The sequence below is a fragment of the Paenibacillus sp. TSM33 genome (genome assembly GCF_056099025.1).
On the sequence record NZ_JBLZXB010000017.1, the window covers coordinates 942,986 to 957,250 of the forward strand.

Genomic DNA, 14,265 nt, shown 5'->3' on the forward strand with positions numbered 1-14,265 from the left:
TTATAAGGCTCTCACCTAACAACCGGCAGCCTGGGTGATGGTCACAATCTATAGGGTATCCTATGTAAATACCGTCCGGTGTGTGACAACCGCCCAAATCTGCGCTGCGGACTACCTTTTATGGGCAAGACGCTCCATTTCTTTTACTAAAATATCTGCTGAGTCAGGCTTGCCAAGCGCAGATGCCAACTCCGCCATGCGGCTCCGCCTTGCCTCATCCTTCATAATTTCCGCTATAGATTGAAACAGAGCCGGGCCACTTAATTCCTTTTCTGTGATCATGACAGAAGCCCCTGCCTTTTCAAGTGTACGAGCATTAGCCTCCTGATGGTTATTCGTTACATTCGGTGATGGAATCAGAATGGACGGAATGCCGAGCGATGTAATCTCTGCCAAGAAGGAGGCACCTGCACGATTAACAATTAAAGAGGTACAAGCCAGCACCTCAGGCATATTGTGAATATAAGGGAGCACGTGTAGATGATTGGGCAATGAGCCGATCTGATTTCGTATGCTGTCCAGCGTTTGCTCATAGTAAGATTCGCCGGTCACATATACAAAATGGACGTCTTTCAGTTGCGAAAGTTGCGGAACCATTGCAATCATGGCATCGTTAATGGCCTTCGCCCCTCTGCTGCCGCCAACCACCAGGACCACAGAGCTGTTCATAGGAACCCCTATAGTTGCAAATCCCCGATCCCGGTTAGCCAAACGAACTGTTGTAGCACGCGGGTTCCCAGTGTATAGTACATTTTTAGCTTTAGGAAAAGCTCCTTCCGAGCCTTCAAAGCTAACAGCCACTGTATCCACATAGCGACTCAAAAATGCATTGGTCAACCCAGGAATTGCATTTTGTTCATGAATAATGCTGGGTATTCCCAACTTGGAAGCTGCATAAACGACAGGTCCGCATACATATCCCCCGGTGCCAATAACGATATCTGGCTTAAATTTCTTTAATAATGCTTTGGACCTGCGAACACCTTTGAGAAAGCGCATGATCGTTTTTATATTTTCCACAGACAAGCTGCGACGAAATCCTGTGATATCAATAGCCTCAAATGGAATTTTTTCCTGAGGAACCAATTTACTTTCAAGTCCTCGTTGACCGCCAATGTATAAAAATTCAGCGTCTGGATCTATCTCTTCGCACTGTCTGGCTACGGCCAGTGCTGGATATATATGCCCTCCAGTACCGCCGCCGCTCAACACGACGCGCATAAACGTTCACCTCGCATAACGTGATAAATTTAATAAAATGCCCAGAGCAGTTAACATTAAGGTCAGTGAAGAACCTCCATAGCTGATTAAGGGCAGTGTTATTCCTGTCACTGGCATTAAACCGATAACAACACCAATATTAATAACGACCTGTACCGCCACCATTCCGACAATACCGACCGCAAGCAAACTGCCATAGGTATCCGGGATGGTAATAGCGACCCGCATCCCTCTCCAAACAAGGACCAAAAAAAGCCCCAGCACCGTCATTCCACCGATAAAACCAAGCTCCTCCGCCAGTATAGAAAAGATAAAGTCCGTCTGTGGCTCAGGAACGTAGCTGTATTTTTGCCGGCTCATGCCGAGCCCCAGCCCCGCTAATCCGCCAGGACCAATAGCATATAGCGATTGAATAATTTGATAACCCGCGCCAAGCGGATCAGACCATGGGTCCAGAAACGCGGTAATACGCTGGAGTCGATAAGGGGCAGCCGCAATCAATGCAGCAAAACCCGCTGCCCCCGACAAGGCTAGTAGACCCAGATGTTTCATGCGCGCGCCTGCCGTAAATACGATTAGCATGGAGGCTCCCATCATAACCGTGCCTGTGCCCAAATCAGGCTGGAGCATAATGAGCCCAAAGGCCAGTCCCATGAGCCCAAGCGGAGGCAGCAGCCCACGCGTAAAAGAGCTGATATCATAGTCAGGACGACTGAGCCATTGAGAGAGAAAAAGAATCATTCCCAGCTTCATAAACTCGGAAGGCTGAATGCCGAAAGAGCTAATACCGAGCCAGCTTCGTGCTCCTCCTCTTACTACACCAATGCCAGGAATTAAAACGGCAACCAGTAGAGCCAGACAGATCAACAATACGACCTTGGCATATTTCCGCCAAATCCGATAGTCCGTTCTGGCAGTAAAGTACATGGCTACAAGGCCGAGCCCCGCAAACAGCAATTGTCGTTTAACAAAATAGTAGGAGTCCCCGTACTCGTGAAAAGCGAGGACGGCGCCCGCGCTGTATACCATAACCATGCCGATGGCTAACAAGCTTACAATACAGACGAAAAGCCATATATCTGGCGCCGGACGAGATTGCTTCATCAGGAGGCCACCCCTTGCATAAAAGTAGGGGCTTATCCAACCCCCCTACTTACAATTTATGCGCCGCCTCTTTAAAAATACGTCCACGCTCTTCATAGGATTGGAACATATCCCAACTTGCACAGGCGGGTGAGAGTAATACCACATCTCCCGTCTCAGCAAATTCAGCTGCCTTGTTCACAGCCTCCACGAGCGTAGCGGCGGCATCCTCCCCATTATCGACGACCTTGACATGCTCTATTCCAGCCTGACGAGCCCGATCTGCCAGCTTATGCCGTGTCTCACCCAAGAGCACAACGGCTTTCACACCATCCTGCAAGGACGGTACAAGCTCCGCATAATCAGAGCCACGATCCAATCCTCCGGCAATGAGTACGATGGGCTGCTTAAAGGAAGATAAGGCCATCATGGTCGCTTTGGAGTTGGTTGCTTTGGAATTGTTGTAATAAGCTACTCCACCGTGTTCTAAAACATATTCAAGCCGATGTTCTACACCGCGAAAAGAGCTTAATGGTTCCAGCAATTTTGCTGGTTCTGCACCTGCGGCTATGGCGATTGCGCAAGCAGCTAGAGCATTTTCTACGTTAAAACGACCCGGAAGTCCAATATCAGTCACGCTTATAATGGGATGCAGTACCCCATTTCCATCACGGTATACGATGCTTCTTTCAATATCATCCGTCACATCCGGTATGTATGGCGGGTCAGCGAACAACCCTTCCTGCAAACGTTCCGTCATTGAGAAAGGAAGCAGCTTCGCTTGAATATAGGGCACAAGCTCACGGCAGACGGGATCATCCCAGTTCACCACCGCGGTATCCGACGCTGTTTGATTGGCAAATAGGCGTGCCTTGGATGCAACATAGTCCTCCATGCCTCCGTGGTAGTCCAAATGGGTCTCAGCTACATTAAGCAAGCATGCTACAGCGGGCCTGAAATCCTTTGTTCCTTTTAACTGAAAGCTGCTCAGCTCCACAACCATCCACTCGTCCGACTTGGCGTCCACAGCCGCCTCGCATAATGGCGTACCGATATTCCCAGCCACGATCGGAATCATGCCGGATGCCTCCAACAACGTGCCCACCCAAGTGGTCGTGGTCGTCTTTCCGTTGGAGCCAGTAATTCCGATAATCGGAGCTTTACACAGATGGTAGGCGACCTCAACCTCGGTCACGACCTCAATGCCGAGCTCGACAGCTTTCTGTACAGGAGGGGCCGTGTAAGGAATTCCTGGATTTTTGACAACCAACTTCACTCCAGGATGAATCAGTCCTTCCGGGTGACCCCCGCATAAAACGGAAATTCCCAAAGCCTCTAATTCAGAAGCTTCGGGACATTGTTCCCTATCTTTTTTATCATTGACTGTGAGCTTGGCCCCGGCCTGATGTAGCACCTTGGCCACTTGTACGCCACTTTTGGCCAGACCGATAATAACGACTTGCTGATCTCGGTATGCGTCTGGATGATTCATTTGTCTACAACCCCTTGTTGAGATAAAGTCCGAGTCCTGCCAATAGCAGTCCTACAGCCCAGAATGTAATAACCACGCGCCATTCGGACCAGCCGGACAGCTCGAAATGATGATGAATCGGGCTCATTTTGAAAATACGCTTGCCACGGGTTTTAAAGGAAGCTACCTGCAAGACCACGGACAGCATTTCAATTACGAATACACCACCGATAATGAGGAACAAAATTTCGCTTTTCGTAACGATGGCAATGGCACCAATGGCACCGCCGATTCCCAGCGAGCCTGTGTCACCCATAAAGACCTTAGCAGGATGAGCATTATATACGAGAAAACCAAGTACAGCGCCAATCATGGCCGCTGCGCAAACTGCAGCCGGAAGCGAGGTTGCTTGAATCGCCACAATGGCATAAGCAGCAAATGCAATTGCACTTGTACCTGACAGCAGCCCGTCCAGCCCATCTGTAAAATTGACAGCGTTGCTGATCGCTAGCATCATGATAATAATGAACGGATAATAGAACCAGCCGCCCCAATCAAATGACCATGAAGTGCCCGGTATGCCGATTGCCGTGCTGTGATCATTGCTAATCAGAAGCCAGCACATAATCGCGCCAAACAATAGCTGCCCGAACAGCTTTTGACGCGCCGTCAGACCGAGCGAGCGTTTGAATACGATTTTAATATAGTCGTCCAAAAAGCCGATCAGCCCAAAACCGAGCGTAGCAACCAGTAGAACGTAAAAGTCCGTATTTTTGATAGCTGAAAACTTAAGAAAGGTCAGCGTAAAAGCCAGCAGGATTACGATACCGCCCATTGTAGGCGTACCTATCTTTTTAAGATGGCTTTGTGGCCCGTCATCCCGGACCTGCTGGCCGAATTTCATTCGCCGCAGCAGCGGAATGAGCAGTGGAGCGGCAATGACCGCCAGTATAAACGATACGACGATCGTCAGCAGTAATAATTGAATATCCATGGGAGTCTCCCTCTCGTCAACATCAGTTCTGTAGCGGACCGTTTTTCAGCGCATCCACAATTTCTTCTAATCGCATCCCTCTGGATGCCTTAACCAGCACAATATCATCGGCATGGAGATAAGACCGCAAATGCTGGATCAGCTTTTGCTTATCTGTATAAGCGTGTACGGTAGCAGTTGGCATTGTCCCTTGCGCACCCTGCGCAATCGAAGCGCCTAACGCACCATAGGTAAACAGTGCCTCTATGTTATGCTTTGCAGCAAAACGCCCAATTCCCTCATGAAATTGCTTTTCCTCAGCGCCCAGCTCCAGCATATCACCAAGCACGGCAATTTTACGTCCACCCGTTTGATATGCAGACAACGTCTGAATTGCAGCCTTCATTGAAGCAGGGCTGGCATTGTAAGCGTCATTTAGCACGGTAAGTCCATCCGAACACTTCACGACCTCAATGCGCATGCCCGTCAGCTTTAAAGACGACAACCCTTTACGTATATGGTCTGCATCCACATTGAAATGACGTGCTACCGCCAGCGCTGCCAATCCGTTTACAACATTGTGCTGTCCAAGCAAGGGAAGCCGGAAAGCCTCTTGGCCGGATTGGGCTGTTGTGAATAAGCTACCTTCTTCATCCGAAGTAATTTCGGTTGGATAATCATCATTGTCCGTAGCTAACCCGAACGTGAATAACTCTAATCCTTCAGGCTTGACCGTTTCAGGCTCCGCCAACACTTGTGGAAGTAGTGGTTCATCCCCATTGTAGATCAGCAATCCACCGGGTTTAATCCCACTTGCGATTTCCAGCTTTGCACGAGCAATTTCAGTGCGAGAACCAAGCTGGAGTAAATGCGATTCGCCAATGTTAGTTATGACAGCTACATCTGGTTGGGCAATATTAGCCAGCAGACGGATTTCTCCGCGCCCACTCATGCCCATCTCCAAAATCAGGATATCTGTATCTTGCGGCATGGACAGGACTGTTAAAGGCAACCCGATATGATTGTTATAATTTCCTTCGGTTTTGTGTACTTTAAAAGTCGTGCCCAATAGAGCATTTACAATATCTTTCGTCGTCGTCTTGCCGTTGCTTCCCGTGATTCCGACGACAGAAACGTCAGTTTCGCGCAAGTATGCGGCCGCTAGATGCTGAAGGGCTTCTAACGTTTCCTCGACCTCAATAGCATTGACGGTCGGAGGTGCTCCATGATCCTTTTGCCATAAATATGCTGTTGCCCCTCCCTCGCTTACGATTTGCTGAACATAATGATGTCCATCAAATCGTTCGCCCGCGAGTGGAACAAACAGTCCCAGGCTCTGCGGCCTGCGTGAGTCTGTAAAAACGCCCTCAACCATCCGTTCGGCATCCGCCTCAGCGTGAATTGTTCCTCCACACATGGATGCAATCTGACCGATTGTTCTTTTCATCACTTGGATAAACCCCTTATCGCTTCTTTGGCTACGATGCGATCATCGAATTCATGCACCGTTTTTCCGATCAACTGGTAAGTCTCATGACCTTTTCCCGCAATCAATACTACATCGTCAGGGCTTGCCATTTCAACAGCTTTATGAATTGCAGTTCTGCGATCCACGATCAGTTCATAACGTTCAGCAGGTACGCCTTCATCAATCAACCCTTGTTCGATGTCTTTCAAAATCACTAGCGGGTCTTCAGTTCGCGGATTATCGGAAGTAATAAACGAATGATCGCTGTATTGTGCAGCAATTTTCCCCATCAACGGACGTTTTGTACGATCTCGATCTCCGCCGCAACCAAACACACACCATACTTTACCAGTCGCAAATTCCTTTACGGTGCGAAGGACATTTTCCAATCCGTCTGGCGTATGGGCATAATCAACAATTACAGCAAAGGGTTGACCCGCATCAACAGGCTCTACGCGCCCATCCACGCCTGCGATAGATTCCAGGCTCCGCTTGATATCCACCAGCGAGATTCCTTCCAGCAAAGCAGCTGAAATGGCCGCCAGTGCGTTGTACACATTAAACTTGCCTACCATTCGAAGCTCAATGTCAGTTTCTCCTTTAAAAGTGGATACATGGAAGGAGGTTCCCTTGGCACTTATAGTGATGCGAGACGCTTGCACATCCGAATCCTTCTCCACACCGTATGTAATCACTTGGGCTGCAGTTTGAGCCTGCAAATAGGAAGAGGCCGGATCATCTGCATTCAGAACAGCATATTTACTATTGGATGTATCACGCGAGAAGGCATTTCCCAGTCTGGAAAACAAAAGTCCCTTGGCAGCGCGGTACTCCTCCATCGTGTTGTGATAGTCCAGATGGTCCTGCGTCAGGTTTGTAAATATAGCGGTACGAAAATCTGTTCCTTTGACCCGGCCCTGCTCCAAAGCATGTGAGGATACCTCCATGACACAGCATTGAACCCCCTGCTCTGCCATATTCCCGAGATAACGTTGCAATTCTACTGCTTCGGGTGTCGTGCCGGACATAGGGTAAGACTGGCCGTTATAACGCATTTGAATCGTACCAATCAGCCCGGTGTTCACCCCGGCGTCCTTCATAATTTTTTCAATCAGGTATGTTATCGTTGTTTTCCCGTTCGTTCCGGTTATGCCGATCATGCGCATGCGGCGGCTTGGTGAATCAAACATGTAATCCGCCAAAACCGCCATGGCATGTCGCGCATCCTTGACAATAAGCTGCGGAACAGGCACATCCAGTTCCCTCTCTACGACCAAAGCCGCCGCCCCGGACGCAACGGCCTGCCCAGCATAATCATGTCCGTCCACTGTAAAACCAGGCAAGCATAGAAATAAGTCTCCCGGCTGGACACGACGTGAATCCGCCCCGATTCCTCGGCAATCCACTGTACCGTCACCCACCACTCGGGAAACGGCCAGCAGTGAAGCCAATTGTTGAAGCTGCATCTTACATTCCTCCATTGCTCTCTCGTTATTCATAGTATGGTATAAAAAGAACCTATCAATCCCCCATATATATACGGATCGTTGATCCTCGTTCCAATCGAGAGCCTGGCTTCGGTGCCTGACTTACGACCGTCTTGCCTGACCCAGATTTCACGAGCATAAAGTTCATATTCATATCTTCATATAAATCAGCTGCAGTGGCACCTACCAGATCAGGCACCGTTTCAATCGGATTTTCGCCATACTTGTACTCTTTGGCAATTTGATTGGTACGAGGTGGTATTTTCAAAGCAATCAGTGCATCTTTTAAAATGTTTTGCACGATTGGCGCAGCAACCACACCGCCGAATTGAATCCCTTTCGGGTTATCGACAGCAGTATAGACGACGATTTGCGGATCATCCGCCGGGGCAAAACCAATAAAGGATACAATATGCTCCGAGGAAGAATAACGTCCGTTAATCACCTTTTGTGCTGTACCCGTTTTACCTCCAACCCGGTAACCCTCAATAAAGGCAGGACGACCTGTACCTTTAGCGACGACACTTTCCAGCGCTTCCCTTACCTGTCGAGAGGTTTCCTCTGAAACAACTCTGCGCACCAGTTGCGGCTCCACTTTTTCTAGAACCTTTCCGGTTCCGGGCTGAATCCAGCCTTTTGTAATGTGAGGCTTATAAAGATTGCCGCCATTGATTGCTGCCGACACAGCCGTAACCTGCTGAATCGGAGTGACAGATACCCCTTGACCAAAAGCCGTAGTAGCCAGCTCTACAGGTCCGACCTGAGGTAGCTTGAACAAAATGCCATTGCCCTCACCAATCATGTCAATTCCTGTTTTGCTGCCGAAGCCGAAATTGCGAATGTACTTGAACAGTGTTTCTTTGCCCAGACGTTGTCCCAACGTTACAAAACCGGGATTGCATGAATTTTCCACCACTTGAAGAAAGGTTTGGCTGCCATGCCCGCCTTTTTTCCAACAACGCAGACGTGCTCCACCAACTTCAATATATCCCGGATCAAAAAAACGGTCATTTTTGAGATTGACCTTCTTTTCTTCCAAGGCAGCGGCCAGTGTAATAATTTTAAAAGTAGACCCAGGTTCATATGTCATCCAAATCGGCAGATTGCGATTATAAATTTCAGGCGCATATTGCTTGTAAAGCGCTGGCTCATAGCTTGGTCGTCCAGCCATGCCTAATATTTCACCCGTCTTGGGGTTCATCGCAATAGACAGCGCGGACTTCGCCTGAAATTTGACCATGGCTTGGTCAAGCTCCCGTTCCATAATGGATTGCACCGATTTATCAATGGTTAATTGTAAATTCAGTCCATCCTTCGGTTCAATGTACTTTTCGGAAGAACCAGGCATCAGGCGGCCACCTGCGTCTGATAAATACGCGATGCTTCCATCGATTCCCCGAAGCTTACTGTTTTGCTGCTTCTCTACGCCTGTCAGCCCTTGATTGTCAATTCCGGTAAATCCAAGAATATGAGCCGCTAGATCACCATAAGGATAATAACGTTTGTTGTCTTCAGCAACAACGATACCCGGCAGCTTCAAATCACGAATTTTCTGGGCTTTCTCCATCGTAATTTTTCGTCCGCCGGGCTGAAGTTTTTGGCTTGCTGTTCGTTTGGTAATCAGCTTGAGCACTTTATCCTCACTCATATCTAGCAACGGCGCCAGCCTGCGAGCCGTTTCTTCCGGCTCCTTAATCTGTACTGGTATCGCCATGACAGTCGGCGAACTGACATTATAGGTCAGCGCAGTACCCTGTCGATCCAAAATTTCGCCACGCTTGGCGGCAAAAGGAATATTGCGGCGCCACGAATCCTCAGCCTTGGCTGAAAGCTCGCCTCCTTTACCTAATTGAACATAGGCGAGCCGGATCGTCAAAGCCACAAACAGTACAAACAATCCCAGTAGCCCCCATACCAGCCTACGCCGCATGGTCACGTTAGATTTTTTCAAACGCGCCCCCTCCGTTCCTCAAATACTCATGACATGTCTTACCTCATGAATATTCAAAAGAACGGACATTAGAACAAGCTATCAGTTATCTTCGCCTTTTATCGCGGCAGCACTTTTCTCATCTGCTACAGCAGATATTCCTACCTTAGGAGTTCCCGTATTTGTTTCAGCATCCGCAGTGGTATCGGTTTTGGTTTTAGAATCGGTCTCCGTTTTCGTTGCATTGCCTGTCTCGTTAGCTGCAACTCCAGTGGTCGAGTCTTGTGTTTCCTCCGGCTTGACTCCGGTCACTGTTTCTTTGGCCGGCTGAAGCGTCACACTGACGGTCCGCTTGCCATTTACCATTTGTGCCTTTTGAGAGACAACATACCCTTCACCGCTTACCTGAACACCAACCTTCATAAGCGTCAGAACTTGAAGTGTGTCACGCAACGAGACACCTGTAAAATCGGGAATCGTCATGTTGGCACTATCCTCAGTCAGCAAATAAATGCGCTGTCCCGGTTTCATTTTGACGCCTGCTTCAGGATACTGACGAACAATTTTGGAGCCTTTGCCTACTGTTTCGTAAGCAATTCCCTGTTTGAGCAATGCGTTTTGCGCATCCTTCTTCACTTGGCCTGTTAATTGTGGTACCGTTGGCAAATTCACCGTTTTTACTGCAGCCCCACCTGATTTATTCGTTTTAGTTCCCGTTTTGGGAATCCCCATATATTGCAGCGATTGGGACACGATTTTTTTAAACACAGGTGCTGCTGCTGTACCGCCGCCTACCGATTTGTTAGGTTCATCCATAACTACCAAGACAGCTATTTTCGGATCATTTACTGGTGCAAAACCAATAAAAGACACGACATCCTTCGAATGATCGTAAACTTTTCCGACGACTTTCGTCGCTGTCCCTGTTTTACCAGCAACACGATATCCGTCAATATAAGCTAGACGTCCCGTACCAATTTCCTGGTCAGAGACGACCTGCTCCAGATAGCTGCTTGTCTGAGTTGCAGATTCCTGAGTAATCACTTGGCGGACTTCCTTCGGTTGAATCGTCTGCACTTCGCCTGTATCTGGGTTTATAATTTCCTTCACCAGATGAGGCTGCATCAACTTCCCACCGTTAGCAATCGCCGAGATCGCTGCCACCTGCTGAATTGGCGTTACCTGAACACGTCCGTGTCCATATGAAGCCGTCGCGACTTCGGATTTGTACTGGGTATGGAATGTGATAGCACCAGTAGACTCACTCGGAAGGTCAATACCTGTTTTGACACCAAATCCAAAGTTATTGATATATCTCTTCAGCCTCTCGCCACCCAGCTTATCCAGCCCCAAATGAACAAAACCGACGTTACTTGAACGCTTGACCCCTTGAAGATAGGTTAACGTTCCCCAGCTACGGCTTACGTCACGAATATCCCAGCCTCCGACGCGAATCATACCAGATTGGTAGGTCTCATTCGGATTAAATACCTTTTCTTGAACTGCAGCAGCCAAGGTTACTATCTTAAACGTGGAGCCCGGTTCGTAGATAGACTGAGTAGCATTATTACGGAAATTTTCCAAAGGTGTACTCCCATATGTATTGGGATTAAAATTCGGATAAGTCGCCAAACCGAGAACATCCATCGTTTTGGGATCAGCTGCTACCACAGTCATCGTTTTGGGATTATACTTTGCGATAGCTTCCTGCATGGCATCCTCTATATAATACTGAATCGAATCATCAATCGTCAGCTTTAAATTTTTACCATTTTGTGCCGGCTCATAGACACTTTCCGATCCCTGAAGAGGAACTCCCTTTCGGTCCCGCTGATATAGAAGCTTTCCAGCTGTGCCCGAAAGTTCTTTATTATAATAAGCTTCCAACCCCATACCTGCTGTACCATCTTTTCGCAAATAGCCAAGGACATGAGAAGCCAACTTATTTTCTGGATAATACCGTTTGGATTCCTGAACAGTGTCCACAGCTCCAACTACCTCATACTTATCCTTCAAATACTCTTTGAATGTATCTACCTGTGCCTTCACCTCAGGGTCTACCTTCCAGCCTCCATTACGAATCTCACGGTTTTTTAAGTATTTGCCCGCTTTATCCTTTGCAGATAGATGCCTTCTCAGCTCATCCTCAGGCGTTTTGAGTAGCTGATGCAGCTTGGCTACAACCTCATTCTCCAGGTCATACTCCTGAATGATGCCTGGGTTGACAACCACTGTGTAAGCCGGTGCATCCGTAGCTAGTACATTCCCTTTACGGTCCATTATGGTTCCACGCTTGGGCTGAATCACCTGGTCTCTTTCTATCTGTGTAACTACCTGATTATGCCAGTATTCCCCACTCACAACTTGAATCCAAAATACTTTAAGTAGCAGAACAAGAAAAAAGAGGGTAATACATCCCCCTATCAGCAGTGTGCGAAGCTTTATTCTTTTGACCATAGCTCAAACCTCTCTGCAAAAAAATATACGTCAGAGCATAGCTTGATGCTATGCTCTTAACTATTTAACAACCTGCTTTTCCACACGAATGGGTTCTCTTGTTGGTTCGATATATCCCTGTTCCTTCGCAGTCGGCACAATCTGATTCTCCAGACGTTCCTTCTGAATCTTCAATTGGGCGATATTGGTCTGTAATTTGGAAATGTCCTTGCTGGCTGTATTAATCGCATAATTAATTTGATAAATGTGAGCATATCTGCCAATCAACGTCCCCGCAATGACAATGCATGCTACAAGTGTCAATAGATACAGCAGCTTTTCTCGAATCGGCAGCTCTCTGCGTCGTGTAACGACTTTGGTGGTCTCACGATACCGTTGTTGCTGAACCTGTTCCTGACGGGCTCTTTCTTTTACAGCCAAATTACCGCGTGTATAAGCCATGTCGCCTCTCCTTCTCCGTTAAATTTACAATTTTTCGACAACTCTCAGCTTGGCTGACCGGGATCGTGGATTTAGCTCCAATTCCTGTTCTGATGCCACAATCGGCTTACGATTCACCAGCTTTAGATCGCCTACCATTTTGTCATCCAGAATCGGCAAATCAGACGGATAGATGCTTTTTGCCAAATACTCCTTGAAAATATGCTTGCAGATCCGATCCTCCAAGGAATGAAACGTAATAACCGAAATTCTGCCCCCTGGAGCCAGACATCTTACTGCCTGATGCAAAGTATCTTCCAGTGCACCCAACTCATCATTCACAGCAATCCGCAAAGCCTGAAAACTGCGTTTAGCCGGATGTCCCCCGGTTCTGCGTGCCGCAGCCGGAATTCCTTCTTTGATAATATCGACAAGTTCCCCCGTTGTGTGAATAGGCTTGTTCGTTCTACGTTCAACCATGACCTTCGCGATCCGCCTGGAGAACTTCTCTTCTCCATATTGAAACAGGATTCGCGCAATCTCCGCTTCCGGCCATTCATTAACAATTTCATAAGCCGTAAGCAAGCTACTCTGATCCATCCGCATATCTAGCGGTGCATCATGATTGTAACTGAATCCCCGCTCCCCCTCATCGAACTGGGGCGAGGATACACCCAGGTCGAACAAAATACCCTGGACCTGCGGGACGCCGTCTTTTTCGGGCAATCCCAATTCGGCCAGCTTGTCCTGCAAGTGGCGGAAGTTGGATTTCACTAGTGAAATCTTTCCTTCATAGGCTGACAGCTTCTCTCGTGCATTGTTCAATGCCCAGTCGTCCTGATCAAAGGCAATAAGCCTCCCCTCAGGGCCAAGCTGTGATGCAATGACGGAACTGTGTCCTGCCCCTCCCAACGTGCAGTCCACATAAATCCCGTCCTGCCTGATGTTTAGTGCCTGTGTTGCTTCTTCCTTGAGTACGGTAATGTGGTGAAACAAACGGCTGACCTCCTAAATTACAATTCAAAGTTGAAATCAACCAATTTCTCAGCAATGTCGTTAAATGCTTCTTCTGATTGGTTGAAATATTGCTCCCATGTGTGCTTGCTCCAAATCTCTACCCGGGTGGACACTCCCAATACGACGCACTCTTTTGTAAGCTTGGCGTATTCGCACAAATTCCCCGGTAAATTTACCCTGCCCTGTTTGTCCAATTCGCATTCAGTCGCTCCCGAGAAAAAAAACCGGGTAAACGCACGCGCATCAGCCTTCATCAAAGGCAGTGCTTTAAGTTTTTTCTCCATGACAGCCCACTCATCCATAGGATACACGAAGAGGCATTGATCCAGCCCGCGGGTAACCACGAACGAGGCACCGAGAAGTTCACGAAACTTGGCCGGGACAGTAAGCCGACCCTTCTCATCAATGCTATGTTGGAACTCCCCCATAAACATTGGTTTCGTCACCCCTTACCCCATTCTCCCACTTTGGCCCACTTTCCACCACCTAAGCATAATAGATTCGCTTTAAAAAATCAAAGACCTCTTTTTCATTACGAAAAAGTGAAAAACTCTAGATTCAGTGCATAGTGTCTGTTATTGTAGCCCCGCGTCACATGATGCCAAAAAGCCCCTTATCCCATGAAGTCGAACCCCCGACAATATGCATCAGGTTTCGAAACAACACGGAATAAAGGGCTTATTCTCTATCCATTATGTCAACCTATACAAGCACTTGCTTAAAAATGCACCATTTCTG

Annotated in this window: 11 protein-coding genes; all 11 read right to left on the bottom strand. The window is 48.0% G+C overall.

What is annotated here, in order from left to right; all coding sequences use genetic code 11:
* Window positions 1-111 precede the first annotated feature (111 nt).
* The 11 genes from murG to mraZ all read right to left on the bottom strand — a co-directional run bounded on the left by murG (window position 112) and on the right by mraZ (window position 13,961).
* Window positions 112-1,221, bottom strand: coding sequence for an undecaprenyldiphospho-muramoylpentapeptide beta-N-acetylglucosaminyltransferase (murG, locus tag ACN6NF_RS16145; RefSeq protein WP_474318582.1), 1,110 nt, complete (start codon window positions 1,219-1,221; stop codon window positions 112-114).
* A 6-nt stretch (window positions 1,222-1,227) separates the two neighbouring features.
* Window positions 1,228-2,325 (bottom strand): stage V sporulation protein E, encoded by a 1,098-nt coding sequence (gene spoVE, locus ACN6NF_RS16150; protein WP_031461775.1) that lies wholly within the window; start codon window positions 2,323-2,325, stop codon window positions 1,228-1,230.
* 49 nt (window positions 2,326-2,374) lie between these two features.
* The gene (gene murD / locus ACN6NF_RS16155; protein ID WP_474318583.1) at window positions 2,375-3,796 is read right to left on the bottom strand and encodes a UDP-N-acetylmuramoyl-L-alanine--D-glutamate ligase; all 1,422 of its coding nucleotides are present in this window, start codon (window positions 3,794-3,796) and stop codon (window positions 2,375-2,377) included.
* A gap of 4 nt (window positions 3,797-3,800) precedes the next feature.
* Window positions 3,801-4,769 (bottom strand): phospho-N-acetylmuramoyl-pentapeptide-transferase, encoded by a 969-nt coding sequence (mraY, locus tag ACN6NF_RS16160; protein WP_013372092.1) that lies wholly within the window; start codon window positions 4,767-4,769, stop codon window positions 3,801-3,803.
* Between the two features lie 22 nt (window positions 4,770-4,791).
* A complete protein-coding gene (locus tag ACN6NF_RS16165; RefSeq protein WP_474319071.1) occupies window positions 4,792-6,195 on the bottom strand; it encodes a UDP-N-acetylmuramoyl-tripeptide--D-alanyl-D-alanine ligase in 1,404 nt (467 codons plus the stop codon).
* Window positions 6,195-7,682: a UDP-N-acetylmuramoyl-L-alanyl-D-glutamate--2,6-diaminopimelate ligase gene (locus ACN6NF_RS16170; protein ID WP_474318584.1), complete on the bottom strand. Its 1,488-nt coding sequence runs from the start codon at window positions 7,680-7,682 to the stop codon at window positions 6,195-6,197. Before ACN6NF_RS16170 ends, ACN6NF_RS16165 begins: the two co-directional genes overlap by 1 nt.
* A 55-nt stretch (window positions 7,683-7,737) precedes the next feature.
* Entirely contained in the window at window positions 7,738-9,654 is a 1,917-nt protein-coding gene (locus tag ACN6NF_RS16175) for a stage V sporulation protein D (protein ID WP_474318585.1), read from the bottom strand.
* Window positions 9,655-9,735: 81 nt separating this feature from the next.
* Window positions 9,736-12,090 carry a penicillin-binding transpeptidase domain-containing protein gene (locus tag ACN6NF_RS16180; RefSeq protein WP_474318586.1) on the bottom strand — a complete coding sequence of 785 codons (2,355 nt, stop codon included), beginning with the start codon at window positions 12,088-12,090 and terminating at the stop codon, window positions 9,736-9,738.
* A 60-nt stretch (window positions 12,091-12,150) separates the two neighbouring features.
* The gene (locus ACN6NF_RS16185) at window positions 12,151-12,531 is read right to left on the bottom strand and encodes a hypothetical protein (RefSeq protein WP_474318587.1); all 381 of its coding nucleotides are present in this window, start codon (window positions 12,529-12,531) and stop codon (window positions 12,151-12,153) included.
* Between the two features lie 24 nt (window positions 12,532-12,555).
* Window positions 12,556-13,506: a 16S rRNA (cytosine(1402)-N(4))-methyltransferase RsmH gene (gene rsmH / locus ACN6NF_RS16190; protein WP_474318589.1), complete on the bottom strand. Its 951-nt coding sequence runs from the start codon at window positions 13,504-13,506 to the stop codon at window positions 12,556-12,558.
* A gap of 17 nt (window positions 13,507-13,523) precedes the next feature.
* On the bottom strand, window positions 13,524-13,961 hold the full coding sequence (gene mraZ, locus ACN6NF_RS16195) for a division/cell wall cluster transcriptional repressor MraZ (protein WP_013311099.1): 438 nt from the start codon (window positions 13,959-13,961) through the stop codon (window positions 13,524-13,526).
* Window positions 13,962-14,265: the final 304 nt, after the last annotated feature.

Bases quoted from the DNA above. Each gene is read 5' to 3' on its own strand.
- murG (WP_474318582.1), bottom strand. From the start codon at position 1,221: ATGCGCGTCGTGTTGAGCGGCGGCGGTACTGGAGGGCATATATATCCA.
- spoVE (WP_031461775.1), bottom strand. From the start codon at position 2,325: ATGAAGCAATCTCGTCCGGCGCCAGATATATGGCTTTTCGTCTGTATT.
- murD (WP_474318583.1), bottom strand. From the start codon at position 3,796: ATGAATCATCCAGACGCATACCGAGATCAGCAAGTCGTTATTATCGGT.
- mraY (WP_013372092.1), bottom strand. From the start codon at position 4,769: ATGGATATTCAATTATTACTGCTGACGATCGTCGTATCGTTTATACTG.
- ACN6NF_RS16165 (WP_474319071.1), bottom strand. From the start codon at position 6,195: ATGAAAAGAACAATCGGTCAGATTGCATCCATGTGTGGAGGAACAATT.
- ACN6NF_RS16170 (WP_474318584.1), bottom strand. From the start codon at position 7,682: ATGCAGCTTCAACAATTGGCTTCACTGCTGGCCGTTTCCCGAGTGGTG.
- ACN6NF_RS16180 (WP_474318586.1), bottom strand. From the start codon at position 12,090: ATGGTCAAAAGAATAAAGCTTCGCACACTGCTGATAGGGGGATGTATT.
- ACN6NF_RS16185 (WP_474318587.1), bottom strand. From the start codon at position 12,531: ATGGCTTATACACGCGGTAATTTGGCTGTAAAAGAAAGAGCCCGTCAG.
- mraZ (WP_013311099.1), bottom strand. From the start codon at position 13,961: ATGTTTATGGGGGAGTTCCAACATAGCATTGATGAGAAGGGTCGGCTT.